At 67.9% G+C, this 17,672-nt stretch carries 20 protein-coding genes and 1 tRNA gene; 7 read left to right on the top strand and 14 right to left on the bottom strand.

Features of this window, described 5'->3' with window-relative positions:
- The first annotated feature begins 40 nt into the window (after positions 1-40).
- Positions 41-1,282, top strand: a complete 1,242-nt coding sequence (locus tag AC07M8_RS07540) for a dicarboxylate/amino acid:cation symporter (RefSeq protein ID WP_495173729.1) — start codon at positions 41-43, stop codon at positions 1,280-1,282.
- 4 nt (positions 1,283-1,286) lie between these two features.
- Here the strand turns inward: AC07M8_RS07540 and AC07M8_RS07535 are convergent, their stop codons facing one another.
- On the bottom strand, positions 1,287-2,891 hold the full coding sequence (locus tag AC07M8_RS07535; RefSeq protein ID WP_495173728.1) for a peptide MFS transporter: 1,605 nt from the start codon (positions 2,889-2,891) through the stop codon (positions 1,287-1,289).
- A gap of 108 nt (positions 2,892-2,999) precedes the next feature.
- Here AC07M8_RS07535 and AC07M8_RS07530 point away from each other — a divergent pair, with 108 nt between their 5' ends.
- The gene (locus tag AC07M8_RS07530; RefSeq protein ID WP_495173727.1) at positions 3,000-3,611 is read left to right on the top strand and encodes a nitroreductase family protein; all 612 of its coding nucleotides are present in this window, start codon (positions 3,000-3,002) and stop codon (positions 3,609-3,611) included.
- 6 nt (positions 3,612-3,617) lie between these two features.
- The gene (locus AC07M8_RS07525; RefSeq protein ID WP_495173726.1) at positions 3,618-3,974 is read left to right on the top strand and encodes a GntR family transcriptional regulator; all 357 of its coding nucleotides are present in this window, start codon (positions 3,618-3,620) and stop codon (positions 3,972-3,974) included.
- A gap of 145 nt (positions 3,975-4,119) precedes the next feature.
- Here the strand turns inward: AC07M8_RS07525 and AC07M8_RS07520 are convergent, their stop codons facing one another.
- Together AC07M8_RS07520 and AC07M8_RS07515 are read right to left on the bottom strand one after the other, a co-directional pair.
- The gene (locus AC07M8_RS07520) at positions 4,120-4,938 is read right to left on the bottom strand and encodes an arylamine N-acetyltransferase family protein (RefSeq protein ID WP_495173725.1); all 819 of its coding nucleotides are present in this window, start codon (positions 4,936-4,938) and stop codon (positions 4,120-4,122) included.
- Positions 4,938-6,653, bottom strand: a complete 1,716-nt coding sequence (locus AC07M8_RS07515) for an acyl-CoA dehydrogenase family protein (RefSeq protein WP_495173724.1) — start codon at positions 6,651-6,653, stop codon at positions 4,938-4,940. The genes AC07M8_RS07520 and AC07M8_RS07515 overlap by 1 nt, the downstream gene beginning before the upstream one ends.
- Before the next feature lie 39 nt (positions 6,654-6,692).
- Between AC07M8_RS07515 and AC07M8_RS07510 the strand changes: the two genes are divergently transcribed.
- The gene (locus tag AC07M8_RS07510) at positions 6,693-7,616 is read left to right on the top strand and encodes an L-threonylcarbamoyladenylate synthase (protein WP_495173723.1); all 924 of its coding nucleotides are present in this window, start codon (positions 6,693-6,695) and stop codon (positions 7,614-7,616) included.
- Here the strand turns inward: AC07M8_RS07510 and msrA are convergent.
- Positions 7,613-8,152: a peptide-methionine (S)-S-oxide reductase MsrA gene (gene msrA / locus AC07M8_RS07505; RefSeq protein WP_495173722.1), complete on the bottom strand. Its 540-nt coding sequence runs from the start codon at positions 8,150-8,152 to the stop codon at positions 7,613-7,615. The genes AC07M8_RS07510 and msrA overlap by 4 nt on opposite strands.
- 78 nt (positions 8,153-8,230) lie before the next feature.
- Between msrA and galE the strand changes: the two genes are divergently transcribed.
- Positions 8,231-9,256 (top strand): UDP-glucose 4-epimerase GalE, encoded by a 1,026-nt coding sequence (galE, locus tag AC07M8_RS07500; protein ID WP_495173721.1) that lies wholly within the window; start codon positions 8,231-8,233, stop codon positions 9,254-9,256.
- On the opposite strand, the gene AC07M8_RS07495 is transcribed toward galE, so the two are convergent.
- The 3 genes from AC07M8_RS07495 to folK all read right to left on the bottom strand — a co-directional run bounded on the left by AC07M8_RS07495 (position 9,253) and on the right by folK (position 10,755).
- Positions 9,253-9,957: a phosphatase PAP2 family protein gene (locus AC07M8_RS07495; protein WP_495173720.1), complete on the bottom strand. Its 705-nt coding sequence runs from the start codon at positions 9,955-9,957 to the stop codon at positions 9,253-9,255. The genes galE and AC07M8_RS07495 overlap by 4 nt on opposite strands.
- A 223-nt stretch (positions 9,958-10,180) precedes the next feature.
- A tRNA-Lys gene (locus AC07M8_RS07490) sits at positions 10,181-10,256 on the bottom strand.
- A gap of 22 nt (positions 10,257-10,278) precedes the next feature.
- Entirely contained in the window at positions 10,279-10,755 is a 477-nt protein-coding gene (gene folK, locus AC07M8_RS07485) for a 2-amino-4-hydroxy-6-hydroxymethyldihydropteridine diphosphokinase (protein ID WP_495173719.1), read from the bottom strand.
- Positions 10,756-10,828: 73 nt separating this feature from the next.
- Between folK and AC07M8_RS07480 the strand changes: the two genes are divergently transcribed.
- On the top strand, positions 10,829-11,500 hold the full coding sequence (locus tag AC07M8_RS07480) for a uracil-DNA glycosylase (protein ID WP_495173790.1): 672 nt from the start codon (positions 10,829-10,831) through the stop codon (positions 11,498-11,500).
- Here the strand turns inward: AC07M8_RS07480 and aguB are convergent.
- From aguB to rpsD, 4 genes are all read right to left on the bottom strand, one after another.
- Positions 11,488-12,348 carry an N-carbamoylputrescine amidase gene (gene aguB / locus AC07M8_RS07475; RefSeq protein WP_495173718.1) on the bottom strand — a complete coding sequence of 287 codons (861 nt, stop codon included), beginning with the start codon at positions 12,346-12,348 and terminating at the stop codon, positions 11,488-11,490. The two genes, AC07M8_RS07480 and aguB, sit on opposite strands and share 13 nt — an antisense overlap.
- 85 nt (positions 12,349-12,433) lie before the next feature.
- Positions 12,434-13,399, bottom strand: a complete 966-nt coding sequence (locus AC07M8_RS07470; RefSeq protein ID WP_495173717.1) for an agmatine deiminase family protein — start codon at positions 13,397-13,399, stop codon at positions 12,434-12,436.
- Positions 13,396-15,048, bottom strand: a complete 1,653-nt coding sequence (locus AC07M8_RS07465; protein ID WP_495173716.1) for a M28 family metallopeptidase — start codon at positions 15,046-15,048, stop codon at positions 13,396-13,398. Before AC07M8_RS07465 ends, AC07M8_RS07470 begins: the two co-directional genes overlap by 4 nt.
- Positions 15,049-15,170: 122 nt before the next feature.
- Entirely contained in the window at positions 15,171-15,785 is a 615-nt protein-coding gene (gene rpsD, locus AC07M8_RS07460; RefSeq protein ID WP_267396329.1) for a 30S ribosomal protein S4, read from the bottom strand.
- Between the two features lie 182 nt (positions 15,786-15,967).
- Between rpsD and AC07M8_RS07455 the strand changes: the two genes are divergently transcribed.
- Positions 15,968-16,273 (top strand): chorismate mutase, encoded by a 306-nt coding sequence (locus tag AC07M8_RS07455; protein ID WP_495173715.1) that lies wholly within the window; start codon positions 15,968-15,970, stop codon positions 16,271-16,273.
- 10 nt (positions 16,274-16,283) lie between these two features.
- Here the strand turns inward: AC07M8_RS07455 and AC07M8_RS07450 are convergent, their stop codons facing one another.
- The 3 genes from AC07M8_RS07450 to AC07M8_RS07440 are packed head-to-tail and all read right to left on the bottom strand — an operon-like array spanning position 16,284 to position 17,671.
- Complete coding sequence (locus AC07M8_RS07450; protein ID WP_495173714.1) at positions 16,284-17,021, bottom strand: RNA methyltransferase; 738 nt, start codon at positions 17,019-17,021, stop codon at positions 16,284-16,286.
- On the bottom strand, positions 17,021-17,494 hold the full coding sequence (gene nrdR, locus AC07M8_RS07445; protein WP_267396326.1) for a transcriptional regulator NrdR: 474 nt from the start codon (positions 17,492-17,494) through the stop codon (positions 17,021-17,023). The genes AC07M8_RS07450 and nrdR overlap by 1 nt, the downstream gene beginning before the upstream one ends.
- Positions 17,495-17,671 (bottom strand): hypothetical protein, encoded by a 177-nt coding sequence (locus AC07M8_RS07440; protein ID WP_495173713.1) that lies wholly within the window; start codon positions 17,669-17,671, stop codon positions 17,495-17,497.
- Position 17,672: the final 1 nt, after the last annotated feature.

Here is a 17,672-nt window from a genome sequence, read left to right as displayed (position 1 = left end):
CGCTATGCCGCTCCGCTCCTCCGTTGCGCCAAGGAATCCGATGTCGCAAGCCACCCGCATTCTGCTGGCGCTGATCGCCGGGCTCGTCCTTGGCATCGTCGCCGTCGCCGCCAACAAGGAATGGGCGCTGAGCGTCACCACGGTCACCCAGCCGATCGGGTCGGCATGGCTCCACGGCTTGCAGATGGTGATCGTGCCGCTGATCGTCGGGCTGCTCGTCACCGGCATCGCCGCCACTGCGGAGGCCGCGCGGGCCGGGCAGATCGCCGGGCGCGCGGTGGTGATGTTCGTCGTCATCCTGTGGAGCACCACGATCATGTCGGCGATCGTGATGCCGCTGTTGCTCGACCTGTGGCCGTTGCCCGCTGCCTGGTCCGTGGCGTTGCGCGCGGCGCTAACCGGGGTTCAGCCGCTCGGCAAGGTGCCGAGCCTCGGCGACTTCTTCGACACCATCGTCCCCACCAACATCGTCGCCGCGGCGGGGGCCGACGCCTTCCTGCCGCTGACCGTTTTCACCCTCGCCTTTGCCTTCGCGATCACCCGGCTCGATCCCGAGCCGCGCCAGCGGCTGGTCGACCTGTTTCGCGCGATCACCGATGCGATGCTGGTGATCATTGGCTGGGTGCTGAAGCTCGCGCCAATCGGCATCTTCGCGCTTGCCTACGGGGTGGGGGCACGAACCGGGGCGGCGGCGTTCGGCGCATTGCTCCATTACATCGTGCTGGTGTCGAGCATTGGCTTCCTGGTGCTGCTGTTCGGCTATCCGCTGGCGTGGCTGGGCGGCCGGGTCCCGCCCGGTGCCTTCGCACGCGCCGTCGCGCCGGCGCAGGCGATGGCGATCAGCACGCAAAGCTCGCTCGCCTCGCTGCCGGCGATGCTCAAAGGTTCGGAGCAACTGGGCGTCCGCTCCGCCACCGCGGGCATCGCCCTGCCGATCGCGGTCGCGATCTTCCGCGCCACCAGCCCGGCGATGAACCTCGCGGTCGCACTCTACATCGCGCGCTGGCTGGGCATCCCGATCGGGCCGGGGCAGCTTGCCGCCGGCGTCGCCACTGCCGCGATCACCACCATGGGCTCGGTGAGCCTGCCCGGCACGGTCAGCTTCTTCGCCAGCGTTGCCCCCGTCTCGATCGTGATGGGGGTGCCGATCGAGGCGCTGGGGCTGCTGGTCGCGGTGGAGACGGTGCCGGACCTGTTCCGCACCGTCGGCAATGTCACCATGGACGTCGCCGTCACCGCCTGCGTCGGCCGCCTCGACGGCAAGCCGACCGACGCCAGGTAACGGATCAGCGCCGTCCGGGCACCTGCTCGTCGCGAGTATCGAGCCCCGCCGCCGCGGGCTCGCCGATCGCGCCCTCGCCCGCCAGCGCATGATCGGGGCGGTCGCCGAGGCTGTCGAGGTGCATCAGCCGGGTGACGAACGGCGCCACCAGAAGCACCAGCACGCCCACGCCCATCGAGAACCAGCCGATTTTGGCGTAGATGCCGAGCACCTGGCCGACACCGGCGCCCTCGCCGCCCGTCTCCTGCGCGATCAGCCCGGCAATGAACTCGCCGCCCGCGGTGGCGAGAAACCAGGTTCCCATCATCAGGCCCGTCATGCTCGCCACCGACAGCCGGGTCATCGACGACAGCCCGATCGGCGAGAAGCAGAGCTCACCCATCGAATGAAGCATGTAGAGCAGGATCACGAAGATCGCCGGGGTCAGCCCGGCCGCCGGCGCGCCGAGGATCAGCGCGAAGAAGCCGGCGCCGACCAGGATCAGGCCGATGCCGAACTTGAACGGCGCGCTCGGCTCCAGCCCGCGCTTGCCCAGCACCGTCCACAGCAGCCCGAACAATGGCGCCAGAGTGATGATGAAGAAGGCATTGACCGACTGGAACATCGAGGCGGGGATCGTCCAACCCAGCATCGTGCGATCCACCGACTGATCGGTGTAGAGGGTGAGCGACGAGCCGGCCTGCTCGAACAAGGCCCAGAACAGCGGTGACAGCGCGATCAGGAACAGCGCGGCGAAGATGCGATGCCGCTCGACCTTCGGCAGGCGGCGGAACGAGGTGAGCAGGATGAAGCCGACGGTGAGCACCGCGGCGACCAGCAGCAGCGTGCCGACCGCACCCTGCGAGCGCACCAGCCACCAGGCGAGCATCACTCCCGCCACCGCCCCCAGATAGATCGTCCACTCGATCGAGACGCCGATCGGGCTGCGGGTCTTGAGCGCGGCGGGCACCGGCGGCCGCCCGGCATCGTAGAGCGCGCCGCGGCACAGCACGAACACCACCAGCCCGAGCGCCATGCCGATCCCGGCGGCGCCGAAGCCCCAGGACCAGCCCACCGTCTCGCCAAGGATGCCGACGATAATCGGCCCGGCAAAGGCGCCGGTGTTGATCCCCATGTAGAAGATCGAGAAGGCGCCATCGCGGCGCAGGTCGTCGCGCGGGTAGAGCTGGCCGACCAGCACTGAGATGTTGGCCTTGAGAAAGCCGGTGCCGATGATGATGCAGGCGAGCGCGAGGTAGAAGCCGTTGAGCGCGCTGCCCTGGACGCCCGCCGGTCCCTCGACCAGCGCGATCATCAGATGGCCGACCGTGATGAACAGGCCGCCGACCAGCACCGCCTTGCGCGCGCCAAGGAAGCGATCGGCGATGTAGCCGCCGATGATCGGCGTGATGTAGACCAGCGAGGTATAGGCGCCGTAGATCGCATAGGCGGGCTGCTCGGCAAACAGGAAGTGCTTGGTCAGGTAGAGCACCAGGATGGCGCGCATCCCGTAGAAGGAGAAGCGCTCCCACATCTCGGCGAAAAAGAGCATGAACAGCCCGGTGGGGTGCCCCAGAAACGTCTTGGCGTGGGCCGGAACGCCGCCCCCGCCCGCATACGCGCTTGCCATTGGTGTCGGATGCTCCCGGATAACTCGCCGCGCTCGGGCGGCCCGGGCATGCACCGTAGCGGCTCGCCGCCGGGTGTAAATAACAGGCAGCGCCGCTACATAGCCGCCATGTTCAACGATATCTCGTCGCCGTTGGCGCTGCTCGCCACCCGCCGCTCCGGCAAACCGCGCGATCTCATCGCGCCCGGGCCGGATGACGCGCAGCTCGCCCAGATCCTCCAGATCGCCGCGCGAACGCCGGATCACGGCAAGATCGCTCCGTGGCGGTTCGTGATCGTCGGCGCCGACCAGCGCGATGCGCTCGGCCAGCTCATCGGCGCGGCCTACCGCCGCGAGCGGCCGCAGGCGCCCGAGCGTGAGATCGAGGCTTGTGCGCAATTCGCCCGTCAGGCGCCGACGCTGGTGGTGGTGCTCTCCTCACCCAAGCGCGACAGCCCGATACCGTTGTGGGAGCAGGAATTGTCCGCCGGCGCGGCCTGCATGAACCTGCTTCACGCCACCCATGCGCTGGGCTTTGCCGGCGGCTGGCTGAGCGGCTGGGCCTCTTTCTCAAATGAGGTGCGCGACGCCTTTGGCACCGCACCTGAGCGGATCGCCGGCTTCATGTTCCTCGGCACCCCTGCACGGCTTCTCGACGAACGGCCCCGCCCCGATCAGGCACAAATCGTCTCGCATTGGCAGAGCAAGGGACTCGACGATGCAGCCAAGTTGCTGTATTAAATCAGCATGACAGCTCTGAGCAACGAGGACAGCCCGGTCTACATCCGCTTGCGCGGGACCATTGCGGCAGGGATCCTGCGCGGCGACTATCGCGCCGGCGATCAGCTACCGTCGGTGCGCGCCTTTGCCGCCGAACATGGCGCCAATCCGCTCACCGTCGCCAAGGCATACCAGAGCTTTCAGGACGACGGCTATGTCGAGGTGCGCCGCGGGGTCGGCATGTTCGTGCTGCCCGGCGCGGCCGAGAAGCTGCGCGTCGCCGAGCGCGAGAGCTTCGTGAACAATCAATGGCCGCGAATCCGGGCGCATATCGACTTGCTCGGGCTCGATGCCGGTGATCTGCTCGAGCGCGAGCGGGCGTAAGCCGGTCGCCCTTGGGATCGACGCCGACATCTACACCAATAGCCGTCACCCCAGCGAAAGCTGGGGTCTCCCGAGGCCCCTGCCCTGCTCTAACGCACGAGATCCCAGCCTTCGCCGAGATGACGGATGGCGGCAGGAATTGGGCTCAGAACAGCCCTAGTTGCGCAATATCCTCTGCCGACAGATCGATCCCGAACATCAGGCTCATCCGCATGCGGTAGACGCGCGGATCGGTGATCTCGGCGATCGACTCATTGTCAGCGGCGCGGCGGTGATACCGGCGGTCGGTCAGCGCCGCCAGGCCGTGCGGCAGGACCATGCTCGCGATCCGGGTCTGGGTGAACCGGCTGGCCGGCGCGGTCGAGGTCCAGTGGTTGGACAGCGCCAGATCGGCGTCATGCACCTGATCCAGCGTGAAGCTGTACTGCGGCCGGAAGCCGGGCCCGGCGCCGCGACCGTCGGTAGAGCCGGACGGTCCCTCGCGGCTCAGCAGCCAGCCGTGCTCGGTGCCGGCCTCGAGCCGAAAGCGCGCGCTGTCGGGCGCATCGAGCTCGACGCCATGGACCAGCGGCATCACCGGCGCATAGCTGCCGCCGAAACCCGGGTCCGCGATCCAGTCCTGGCCACCGATCGTCACCAGGCTGAACGTATGCGTCAGCGGCGGCACCGCCTCCGCGCCAAGCCAGACCCGCGCCAGCAACGGGCGCGCCGTGAAGCCGAGCCCTGCCAGCGCATCGAGGAACAGCCGGTTGTGCTCGAAACAATAACCGCCGCGCTTGGCGGTGACGAGCTTGGCGAACACCGCCACGCTGTCGATGGCGATACCGCGACCGAGGATCACGTCGAGGTTTTCAAACGGGATGTGCAGCCGGTGGGCACGCTGCAGCGCCGCCAGCCCCTCGGCATCGGGAATCGGAAACTGCCCCAGATCGATGCGCTGGAGATAGGCGTCGAGATCGAACATCAGGCTGCAAAGACCTCTGCTGGAATGGCGTAGAGAACATCGGCGCTGGCGCTGGCCGCCGCGCGCAGCCCAAGCGCTTCGGGCACGATCTGGTCAAGATAGAAGCGCACCGCCGCGCGCTTGCGCTGCGCGGCAGCATCGTCGCCGGTCGCCACCCGGCCCTGCCGCTCCATCAGCCAGCCGCACGCGGCGACCGAGACCATGGTCATGAACGGGTAGCTCGCCGCGAGCTTGTCGTCCGCATCGGCGACCGCGATGCGGCGACCAATCGCCTCCACGGCATCGATCAGGCCGACGAGCTCGGGGTGAGCTGCCTCGGCGCGCATGTCGGCGAGCAGCGCCGCGAACGCGCCGCCATTGTCGAGCGCGAGCTTGCGGCCGACGAGATCGGCGGCCTGGATGCCGTTGGTGCCCTCGTAGATCGGAGTGATGCGCGCATCGCGGAAATATTGCGCGGCGCCGGTTTCCTCGATGAAGCCCATACCGCCATGGACCTGGATGCCGAGGCTCGCGACCTCGTTGCCGAGATCGGTGCCATGCGCCTTGGCGAGCGGCGTGACGAGCTCAAGCCGGTTCTTCGCGCCGGACTCGCCAAGCGTCGCCCGATCCACCTGCCCGGCGGCATAATAGACCAGCGCGCGCGCCGCCTGGGTTTGCGCCGTCATCCGCAGCAGCATGCGGCGCACGTCGGGATGCTCGACGATCCGCACCGGCGCCTTGTCGGCGCCGCCGGCGCGTGCCGACTGGACCCGGTCGAGCGCATAGGCCACCGCCGCCTGGGTCGCGCCCTCGGCGATCTGCACCCCCTGCAGGCCGACGTTGAGCCGGGCATTGTTCATCATCGTGAACATCGCCCGCATCCCGCCATGCTCGGGGCCGATCAACTCGCCGACACAGTCGCCGTCGTCGCCGAACGACAGCACGCAGGTGGGCGAGGCATGCAGGCCCATCTTGTGCTCGATCGATACCACGCGGACGTCATTGGCCGCGCCCGGTCGCCCGTCGGCGTCGAGGCGGTATTTGGGCACCAGGAACAGCGAGATGCCGCGCGTGCCCGCCGGCGCGTCCGGCGTGCGCGCCAGGACAAGGTGGACGATCTGCTCGGCCATGTCGTGGTCGCCGAACGAGATGAAGATCTTGGTGCCCTTGATGCTCCAGGTGCCGTCGCCACGCGGCGTCGCGGTGGCCCGCAGCGCGCCGACATCGCTGCCCGCCTGCGGCTCGGTGAGATTCATCGTCCCGGTCCAGGCGCCGGTGGCGAGGTGCGGCAGATAGAGCGCCTGCTGCTCGGGGCTGCCATGATGCGCCAGCGCCTCGATCGCGCCCACCGTCAGCGTCGGGCACAAGGCGAAGCCCATGTTGGCCGAGCCCAACGTGTCGAGCACCGCGGTCTGGATCGCGAACGGCAAGCCCTGGCCGCCGAACTGCTCGGGCACGCCGATCGTCCCCCAGCCGCCCTCGACATAGTCCTGATAGGCCGCGCGGAAGCCCTCGGGCATCACCACGCCATCGGGCGTCCAGGTCGCGCCTACCGTATCGCCGATGCGGTTGAGCGGCGCCCATTCGCCCGCCGCGAGGCTGCCGACGCCCTCCAGCACCGCGTCGACGACATCGTCGCTCGCGGCGGCGAACCGCTCGGTCGCGGCGAGTTCGCCGATGCGCACGACGTGCTCCAGCACGAAACGCTGCTCGGCAACGGCGGGGGTGAAGGGCATCATTCTCTCCTGTGTTGTCGGCGGCTATAGCGACCCGCGATGACTGCTCCAAACCGCCAGATTTTACCCTACGGCACGGCCGCCATCGCCGAGGCCGCGGCGCGAATCGCCGCCGGCGAGCTGGTCGCGGTGCCGACCGAAACGGTCTACGGGCTCGCCGCCGACGCCACCAATGCCGCGGCGGTGGCCGGCATCTACGCCGCGAAAGGCCGGCCGAGCTTCAACCCGCTGATCGTCCATGTCGCCGATCTCGCCGCCGCGGAAGCGATCGCGTCGTTCGACGCTGACGCCCGCGCGCTCGCAACTGCGTTCTGGCCCGGCCCGCTGACACTGGTGCTGCCGCTCAAGCCCGCCAGCGGGATTGCTGCGCTCGTCACCGCCGGGCTCGACACCGTCGCACTCCGCGTGCCGCGCCATCGCGCGATGCAGGCGCTGATCGCCGCAACCGGCAAGCCGCTCGCCGCACCGTCGGCCAATGCCAGCAATGGCATCAGCCCCACGCGCGCCGCGCATGTCGCGGCCAGCCTCGGCGCCCGCGTGCCGCTGATCATCGACGACGGCGCCACCGAGGCCGGCCTCGAATCAACGATCATCGCGGGTCGCACCCTGCTGCGACCGGGGCCGATCGCGATCGACGATCTGCCCTTCGCCGTTACCCGGCGGGCTTCCGATGCGGCGATCACAGCCCCAGGGCAGCTCGCCAGCCATTATGCGCCGGCCAAGCCGCTACGGCTGAACGCCACCGACGCGGCGGCAGACGAATGGCTGATCGGGTTCGGACCGTTGACTGGAAACGACAGCCTGTCGCTCTCAGGCGATCTCCTGGAGGCCGCAGCGCGGCTGTTCGATGCGCTGCACCGGGCCGATGCGAGCGCGCGGGCGCGAATTGCCGTCGCCGCCGTGCCGGTCACCGGCATCGGCGAGGCGATCAACGACCGCCTCGCCCGCGCCGCACACGCTTAGGCGGTCACCGCCTTCGAACGTGCCGCGAAGCTCTTGCGCAGCTTCTGCAGCTTCGGCGGGATCACGGCCATGCAATAGGGGTTCGACCGGCCCGAGGTTTCCCAATAATCCTGGTGGTAGCCCTCGGCGGGATACCATTCGGAAAACTCCTCGATCGTAGTGACGATCGGCTTGTCGAGGTCCTGCTGCGCCCGGGCGATCGCCTGGTTGGCCTGCTCTTCCTGCATCACCGTCTCGGGGAAGATCGCCGAGCGATACTGGGTACCAACGTCATTGCCCTGACGATTGAGCTGAGTCGGATCGTGGGTCGCGAAATAGATGTCGAGCAAGTCGCCATAGCTCAGCTGCGCGGGATCGAAGCCGACCCGGATCGCCTCGGCATGGCCGGTGGTGCCGCCGCACACCTGCTTGTAGGTCGGGTTGGGCACGTCGCCGCCGATATAGCCGCTCTCGACGCTCTCGACGCCGATCACGTCCTTGAACACCGCCTCGGTGCACCAGAAACAGCCGCCGGCGAGCGTTGCATATTCCGTCATGATGATCTCCTTTGCTCATTAGATAGGGTGTCGTTAACGCGAGGCAATTAGGCGGGCGGCGACACAGACGGAGCGACCATGGCAATCGACAGCGCACTTCACGGCCCCTTTCACGGCAAGGTGATGGTCACCGGCGGCGCCGGTTATATCGGCAGCCACGCGGTGCTGGCGCTGCTCGATGCCGGCTATGAGGTGGTCGTGCTCGACAATCTCGTCACCGGCTTCGCCTGGGCGGTCGATCCGCGCGCGATGCTGGTCGAGGCCAATGTCGCCGACGAGGACAAGGTCCGCGCCGCGATCCGCGATCACAACGTGCGCGCGATCATGCATTTCGCCGGCTCGGTGGTGGTGCCCGAGTCGGTCAGCGACCCGCTCAAATATTATCGCAACAACACCGCCGCGACGCGTTCGCTGATCGAAAGCGCGGTGGCCGAAGGCGTGCCCCACTTCATCTTCTCCTCCACAGCAGCGACCTACGGCACCCCGACGCGGGTACCGATCGCGGAGACCGATCCGCAGGTGCCGATCAATCCGTACGGCATGTCCAAGCTGATGACCGAGGCGATGCTCCGCGACGTCGCTTTCGCGCATCCGATGAACTATTGCGCGCTGCGGTACTTCAACGTCGCCGGCGCCGATCCCGAGGGGCGCAGCGGCCAGTCAACCGTGGGTGCGACCCATCTCATCAAGATCGCGGTCGAGGCCGCTACCGGCAAGCGCCCCGCGGTGAGCGTGTTCGGCACCGATTTCGACACGCCGGACGGCACCGGAGTGCGCGACTATATTCACGTCAGCGATCTTGCCGCCGCCCATGTCGCCGCGCTCGGTCTGTTGATCGCCGAGCCGACCCAGAGCCACATGCTCAACTGCGGCTACAATCGCGGCTTCTCGGTCAACGAGGTGCTCGACGCCGTCGATCGCGTCACCAACATGACGATCGAGCGCCGCTACGAAGGCCGCCGCGCCGGCGACCCCGCCGCGCTGGTTGCCGACAACACCGCCATCCTCGCCGCGCTGCCGTGGCGCCCCGAGCGCGACAATCTGGAGACGATCGTCCAGGATGCGCTCGCCTGGGAGCGCAAGCTCGCCGAGATGGGGCGCTAGCGCTCGCCGCCGATCGCCTTGCGGGCGCTGGCGGTGGCCCGCCACCAGCCCAGCGCCCACAAGGTGCCAAAGCTCCAGCCGGCGAGCACGTCGCTTGGCCAATGGACACCGAGATACACCCGGCTGGTGCCGATCGCGCCGACCAGCAGGATCGCCACAACCAGCAGGTAGGTGCGGGTACGCCGGTCCGGCGTTACCTGGCCGGCGAGGCTTGCCAGGGTGAGATAGACGATGGCGCTGCTCGCGGCATGACCGCTCGGGAAGCTGTAGCCGGTCACCGCGACCAGATGCGGCACCAGATCGGGCCGCGCACGTACCTCGACATGCTTGATCAGGTCCACCGCCCAGCTGCCGCTCGCCGAAGCGAGCACGGTGGCGAGCGCGGTCAGCCACAGCCGGTGCACCAGCAGCAGCCCTGCGGTGATCACCACCAGCAGGGTCAGCACGACGCCGCCGCCAAGATCGGTGAGGTCCGCGGCGGCATCCGGCAGCCATGCCGGCCCGTGCCACGCGCGCAGGCCAAGCACGATCGCCCGATCGAACTGAAACGGATAGCGGTCGATCACGAACCCGGCCGCCAGGGCCAGCACGATCGCCACCGCGATCATCGCGGCGCCAGCGAGCACCGGCGGCAGCGACCGGGCGCCACCCGCGGCGGGCTGATTGATGGCGATGTCCGTCTGCGTGTCGTGCTGGATCATCCGTCTCTCGTTCGTGTCCCTCGACGACCAAACGCATCGGGCGATCGGCTATTCGCCGCAACCCGACCAATCCGCACTGGACCCGGCGCCGTCTTCCGTGGCTTATGCCGAGCGTCGCGGCGGGGCTAGATTTTCTCGTGCTCGTCACACGATCCCGTCGCGACACCCTCCAGGGAGGCATCGGCCGTCGCTCCGGCCCGCGCATCTTGGTAAAAGGTGCCGATGGTGGGTCCGCCGGGGCTCGAACCCGGGACCTCTCGATTAAAAGTCGCTTGCTCTACCGACTGAGCTACGGACCCCTGCCATCGGCACCGGGGGCACCTAGGGGCGCGGGCGGGGCCGGTCAATGGCATGGAGCAATTGCCGCGTCGTCCGCCCGGTGAGCGGATCGCGCCAATCGGGGGCGATCGCCGCCAGTGGCGCGAGAACGAAGCGGCGGCGGCGATAGTCACGGTGCGGCAATGTCAACGCTGGCGAGCCCCATGCGCCGTCCGACCAGAGCAGAATATCGAGATCGATGACGCGCGCCCCCCAGCGCCGCCCGCTGCGCCGGCCGAAATCGGCCTCGATCGCCTTGAGCCGGGCGAGCAGGGCCGGCGGAGCCTCGTCGCTTTCGATCAGCACCGCGGCATTGGCGAAGCGCCGCGAGGAGGGCCCGAGCGGCGCGCTGGCGATGATCGGCGAGGTTGCCACCGTGCCGCCCAATGCGGCGATAGCGGCGCGCACCTCTGCCGCGGGCGCGCCGTGGCGCCCGCGCCGGTTGGAGCCGATCCCGATCGCATAGATTGAAGCTGCCACGCACCGGCCCTATCGCACCGCAATGGATTTCGAAGCAAGCCTTGCCCCGGCCGACGCGCCTGCCGCCACCACGATGCTCGTCGATCGTCCGATCGTCAGCCCCATCCCTGCCACCGAGCCGCCGCTCGACTGCCCGCGCTGTCCGCGGCTCGCCGCGTTCCGGGACGAGCTGCGCGCCGAGTATCCGGGCTGGTGGAACGCACCGGTACCCGCGTTCGGCGATCCTGATGCATGGCTCGCGGTGATCGGCCTAGCGCCTGGCAAGCATGGCGCCAATCGCACCGGGCGGCCGTTCACCGGCGATTTTGCCGGCGAGCTGCTCTACGCGACGCTGGCGAAGTTCGGCCTGTCGACGGGCACGTTCCAGGCAACGCCCAACGACGATGTGGAGTTGCACGGCGCGATCATTATCAATGCGGTGAAATGCCTGCCGCCCGCCAACAAGCCGACCCCGGAGGAAATCCGCACCTGCCGGCCGTTCCTTGAAGATCAGATGGCCGCCGTTGCCAATGCCCGGGTGGTAATCGCGCTCGGCCAGATCGCGCATCAGTCGGCGGTCAAGGCAATGGGCGGAAGGCTACCTAAGGCGACGTTTGGCCATCTCGCCGAGCATCGCATGCCCGACGGCCGCATCCTGATCGATAGCTATCATTGCTCGCGCTACAACCAGAACACCGGGCGGCTCAACGCCGCCATGTTCGAAGCGGTGTTCGCACGCGCGCTGGAGCTGCGTCAGACGTCCTGAACCAGCCGGCCGTACAGTTCGGGCCGACGGTCGCGAAAGAAGCCGAAGGCGGCGCGGTGGCGCTTAATGCGGTCCAGGTCGAGGGTCGCCGTGATCACACCCTCTTCCTCGCGGTCCAGCTCGGCGATGATGTCGCCACGCTCGTCGGTGATGAAGCTCGTGCCGTAGAAGGTCTGGCCGTGCTCGGTACCGACGCGGTTGGCGGCGATCACGGGCACGACGTTGCTGACGGCGTGGCCGACCATCGCCCGCCGCCACAACCGCGCGGTATCGAGGCTGGTATCGTGCGGCTCGCTGCCGATTGCGGTGGGGTAGAAGAGCAGCTCGGCGCCCATCAGCATCATCGCGCGCGCAGTCTCCGGGTACCATTGATCCCAGCACACGCCGACGCCGAGCTTGGCCGCCGGCGCCGACGGCGGTCCGCGCCATACCTTGAAGCCGGTGTTGCCAGGCCGGAAGTAGAATTTCTCCTCATAACCCGGGCCATCGGGGATGTGGCTCTTGCGGTAGACACCCTGGACCTCGCCATCGGGGCCGATCATCGCCAGGCTGTTGTAATAATGCGGGCCATCGGCCTCGAAGAAGCTGGTGGGGATCGTCACCTTGAGCGCCTCGGCAAGCGCCTGCATCGCCAGCACTGCCTTATGCTCGCCAACCGGCGCGGCATTGGCGAACAGGCCTTCGTCCTCCACCCGGCAGAAATATTCGCCCTCGAACAGCTCGGGCGGCAGGATCACCTGCGCACCCTGCCCCGCCGCCTCGCGCACCAGGCGGGAGACGTTGCCGATGTTGGCATCGATATCGTCAGAAAAAGCGAGTTGCAGCGCGGCGACGGTGATCTGGGTCATGCGCGTGCAGATAGGAGGGCGATGGGCGTTCGTCACCCCAGTCCGTGCGGCTTCCGGTGCCCCGGCAACCCCGGGGCACCGGCATCTACCCCGGTATCTGCTGGCTGATGCAGTGGAAGCTGCCGCCGCCGGTGAGAATGCTGTCGGCGCGCAGGCCGACCGCCTCGCGATCCGGGAACAGCGCCTGGATCGCCGCGACCGCGCGTTGATCATGCTCGGTGCCGTAGATCGGCACGACCACTGCGGCATTGCCGATGTAGAAGTTCATGTAGCTCGCCGGCACGATCTCCTCGTCGCGCAGCACGCGGCCGGGTGACGGCACCGTGACCACCTCGAGCCCCGCGGCGCGGGCATCGCGCTGGGCGTTCTTGTAGACCAGCCAGTTGGGGTCGTTCTCGACCGCCTCGGGCATTGCCACCCGGCCCTCGCCGACGAAGCGGGCAAGGTTGTCGACATGGCCGTCGGTATGGTCATTGAGCAGCCCCTCGCCCAGCCAGACGACCCGGGTGAAGCCGAGGTCGTCGCGCAGCCGCCCCTCGATCTGTGCCTTGGTCAGCGTCGGGTTGCGGTTGGCGTTGAGCAGGCATTGCTCGGTGGTGATCGCCGTGCCGGTGCCGTCGCCGTCGATCGCGCCGCCCTCGAGCACCCAATTGCAATAGCCGACCTGGCGGCCGAGCCGCTTGCCGAGGCGCAGCCCGATGGTGTCGTCTCCCGGCAGATCGTATTTGCCGCCCCAGCCGTTGAACTCGAAGTCGCTCGCGGTGCCATTGCCGAGGATAATCGGCGCGGTGTCGCGCAGCCAGATGTCGCCGAACGGCTCGATGATGACGTCGGCAAACGATGCCAGGCGGCGCGCGGCGGTGGCGGCTTCCTCGTCGGCCGCGACCAGGATCACCTGCTCGCCGCGGCCGTCGGCATGAACGGCTCGGGCAAAGGCCACGACCTCGTTGCGAGCCGGATCCAGATCCTCCTGCCACAGCTCGGGATGGCTCGGGAAACCGATCCATACCGCCTTGTGATGCGCCCATTCGGCGGGCGGCACGAGCGTCACTTGGCGGCTCCCGTCAGCGCAACGCGGCTCTTGTCGCGGATGGCGCGGAACTCGTCGCCCGGGGTCCAGTTCGGCCAAGCATCGCCATCGGCAAGGCCGCGGCTGATGCTGTAATAGAGCTGCAGGTCCTGCTCGACGCCCGTCCAATCCCAGTTGGGATCATATTCGTCCTGCGGCGCGTGGTAGCGATGCTCCTCGTAATCCTTGGCCGCAGCCTCGCCTGCGGCACGGCCGCCCTTCACCAGATCCATGCCGGCTTCAAAATAGACCATCGGCACGCCGTGCTTGGCGAGGCTGAAATGGTCCGAGCGATAATAGAAGCCCTTTTCGGGGGTTGGTTCGCGGGTCGCGGTGCGGCCCTGCTGCTTCAGCGCCGCCTCGAGGTAGCCGTCGAGCTCCGATTTGCCGAGGCCGATCACGGTGACGTCGTGGCTCGGGCCGGCCATGCTCAGCGCATCCATGTTGGCGCCGCCCACGGTCTGCGCCAGCGGATAGACCGGGTTGTTGCCGTAATATTCGGAGCCAAGCAGCCCCGATTCCTCGGCGGTCAGCGCGATGAACACCATCGTCCGCTTTGGCGGCCCCGCCTTCACATTGGCCTGCGCCAGCGCGACCAGCGCCGCGGTGCCGGTCGCATTGTCGACGGCGCCGTTGCAGATGTCGTCGCCGTTGACGGGCGTGCAATGGCCAAGGTGATCCCAATGGCCCGACAGCAGCACATAATCGTTCGGCCGCGTCGCCCCCGGCAGGATGCCGATTACATTGTGCGAGATGTGCTTCTTGATCGCATTGTCGAACGACACCGAAGCCTTCACGCCGAGCGGCATCGGCTTGAACCCCCTGACCTTGGCGGCGGCGGCGAGCTGGTCGAAGTTCCGGCCGGCGCTCGCGAACAACGCCCGCGCCTTGTCGAGCTGCATCCAGCCATGCGCGGCGACGTCGTCCATATGGCCGTTGGCGGCATCGGCGACCTGGTTGGGGCCGGTATTGCTCGACTGGACGACGTTCCAGCCATAAGCGGCCGGCTCGGTATCGTGGACGATGATCACCGCCGCGGCACCCTGGCGCGCGGCCTCCTCATATTTGTAGGTCCAGCGGCCGTAATAGGTCATCGCCCGCCCGCCGAACGGGCCGTCGAGGGTCGGGGTCTGCCAGTCGGGATCGTTGATCAGCACGATCACCGTCTTTCCCTTCACGTCGAGCCCGGCATAGTCGTTCCAGCCCTTTTCGGGGGCGACGATGCCGTAGCCGGCGAATACCACGTCGCTGTTCTTGATCTCGACATGCGAGGTGACGCGGTAGGTGCTGAGTACCATGTCCGGCCCGAAGGCCAAGCTGAGCGGGGTCTTGCCGCCGGTGAAGGTGAGGGCCGAGACGTTCTTGGCGGCGATCTCGACCAGCGGCACGTCCTGCAGCCACTTGCCGTGATTGCCCGGCTTCAGCCCGGCCTTGGCGAACTGCACCTGGAGATAGGCGAGCGTCTTGTCCTCGCCGGCGCTGCCGGGCGCCCGGCCCTCGAAGGCGTCGGAAGACAGCGTCTTGGTGACCTCCTTCATCGTCTCGATCGGGATGGTCGGCGCTTGGGGCACGGTCTGCGCGCCGGCCGCGGTGGAGGTGGCGAGCAGGGCGGCGAGGACGAGGCGACGCATGGAACACTCCGGTACGGGCAACATTGGGTCGAGCTTGTGACGCGGGCCGTCGCGCTTGTCCACGAACGAAAAAGGGCGACCCCGAAAGGCCGCCCTCTTGTCATCTCATGAAGGAGAACCGATCAGCGCGAGTAGAACTCGACGACCAGGTTCGGCTCCATCTTTACCGGATAGGGCACTTCGTCGAGCGTCGGCACGCGGGTCAGCGTGACCTTGGCGGCACCGTCGGGCGCGACATAGTCGGGAATCTCGCGCTCGGCGAGGCTCTGCGCCTCGAGCACCAGCGCCATTTCCTGCGCCTTCTTGCCGAGCGTGATCTCGTCACCGGTGAAGCAACGACGCGAGGCGATGTTGCACTTGGTGCCGTTGACGCGAACGTGACCGTGGCTGACCAGCTGGCGTGCGGCGAAGATCGTCGGCGCATATTTGGCACGATAGACGATCATGTCGAGACGCTGCTCGAGCAGGCCGATCAGGTTCTGCGAGGTATCGCCCTTCATGCGGGCGGCCTCGGTGTAGCAGGCCTTGAACTGCTTCTCGGTGACGTCGCCGTAATAGCCCTTGAGCTTCTGCTTGGCGCGCAGCTGGATGCCGAAGTCCGACACCTTGCCCTTGCGGCGCTGGCCGTGCTGGCCGGGGCCGTATTCACGCTTGTTCACCGGGGACTTGGGACGGCCCCAGATGTTCTCGCCCATCCGGCGATCGAGCTTGTGCTTGGCGCTATGGCGCTTCGACATATCTATTCCTTGGCAATGGCTAACAACGTAGTTCCCGGTATCGCTCTGCACGGCGTGCGAACACACCGACAGGGCCACCGCTTCACCGGGATGCGGGGCCAATCGCGAAGCCGCGGCCTCTGTCAGAAAGCGGAACCCGCGTCAACCGCTGGACAGCGATGGCAGCCTTACTAAGAAGCGGCATGACCAGCTCCATTCTCGCCGGCCCCGACTGCACCACCATGGCCGAGGTCCGCGCCGGCGTCGACCGGCTCGATGCCGAGCTGGTGGCGATGCTGCGCCGCCGCTTCGACTATATGGACGCCGCCGCCCGGATCAAACCCGAGCGCGGCCATGTTCGCGACGAGGCCCGCAAGACCGCGGTGATCGACCAGGCGGTCACCGAAGCCGGGCGGCTGGGGCTGCCGGCCGACGCCGTTGCCGCCATGTGGGAGACGCTGGTGGAAGCGTCGATCGCCTACGAACTGGCGGCGTTCGACCAGCGCTGAACGGCGGCCGTCAGTTCCCGCCCCGCCGGCGCTTGGCGCCGTCCAAGGCCGAGAGCACGCCGCGCATGGTGCGCACCTCCTGCGACGACCAGCCGGGCTTGGTGAGCAGCGTCCGCAAAGTCCGCTTGCTGGTGGGCACCCGGTCTGGCGGGAAGAAGAAGTTGGCGGCCTCGAGCATCTCGTCGAGCTGCATCATCATGCCCTCGAGCTCGCCGTGGGGCGCCGGGGGATCGAGATCGGTGAGCGACGGCTGCGCCAGGGCCTCGCCCTTCGACCATTCATAAGCGACCAGGATCACCGCCTGGGCGAGGTTGAGCGACCCGAACTCGGGGTTGATCGGCACGGTGATGATGCTGCCGGCGAGCGCGACATCGTCGGTTTCGAGGCCCGACCGCTCCGGGCCGAACAGGATCGCCGAGCGGGCGGCGGCGGCATTGGCGTGGATCGCCCGCGCTGCCACTTCGGGGGTCACCACCGGCTTGGTGACCCCGCGCTTGCGCACCGTGGTGGCATAGACATGGCCGCAATCGGCGACCGCGGCGGCGACGCTGTCGAACACCATCGCGCGTTCGAGCACGACATCGGCGCCGCTCGCCGCCGGGCCGGCCTGTGGGTTGGGCCAGCCGTCGCGGGGAGTGACGAGGCGCATCTCGGTGAGGCCGAAATTGAGCATGGCGCGGGCGGCCTTGCCGATATTCTCGCCCAATTGCGGGCGGACCAGGACAATGACGGGGGGCAGGCCGGCCATCAGCTGCGCCCCGCCTCTTCGACACTGCCGGCGAACTGCTCGAAATCGCGCGCCTCGCTGAAATCGCGGTAGACGCTGGCGAAGCGGATATAAGCGACCGAATCGAGCCCCTTCAGCCCCTCCATCACCATCTCGCCGATGCGCTTGGACGAGACCTCGCTGTCACCGGTGGTCTCGAGCTGGCGCTGGATACCGCTGACCAGCTTCTCAATGCGGATCGGCTCGATCGGCCGCTTGCGGGTGGCGATCGACACCGAGCGGAGCAGCTTCTCGCGGTCGAACGGCTCGCGGCGCAGGCCGTCGGTGCCGGCGCTCTTGACCACCCACAGGTCGCGCAGCTGGATCCGCTCAAAGGTGGTGAAGCGCGCGGCGCAGCCCTCGCACTGGCGCCGGCGCCGGATCGCCGCCCCATCTTCGGTGGGGCGGCTGTCCTTCACCTGGCTGTCTTCATGTCCGCAGAAGGGGCAGCGCATTTAGATCTTGTCGCGCCTCGCATAGGCCACGCCGGCGCCGACCAGCGCGCCGAGCACCGGGCCGACGAACGGCACCGGGATCGCGATCACCGCGCCGATCGCGCCATACTTCACCATCTGCTTGCCGAGGCCGGGGGTGTTCTTGACGGTAGCCTGGACGTCGTCGATCTTGCTCATC

The sequence above is a fragment of the Sphingomonas sp. GW821-FHT09E03 genome (assembly GCF_059416225.1).
This window is presented reverse-complemented; position numbering and strand designations above follow the sequence as displayed.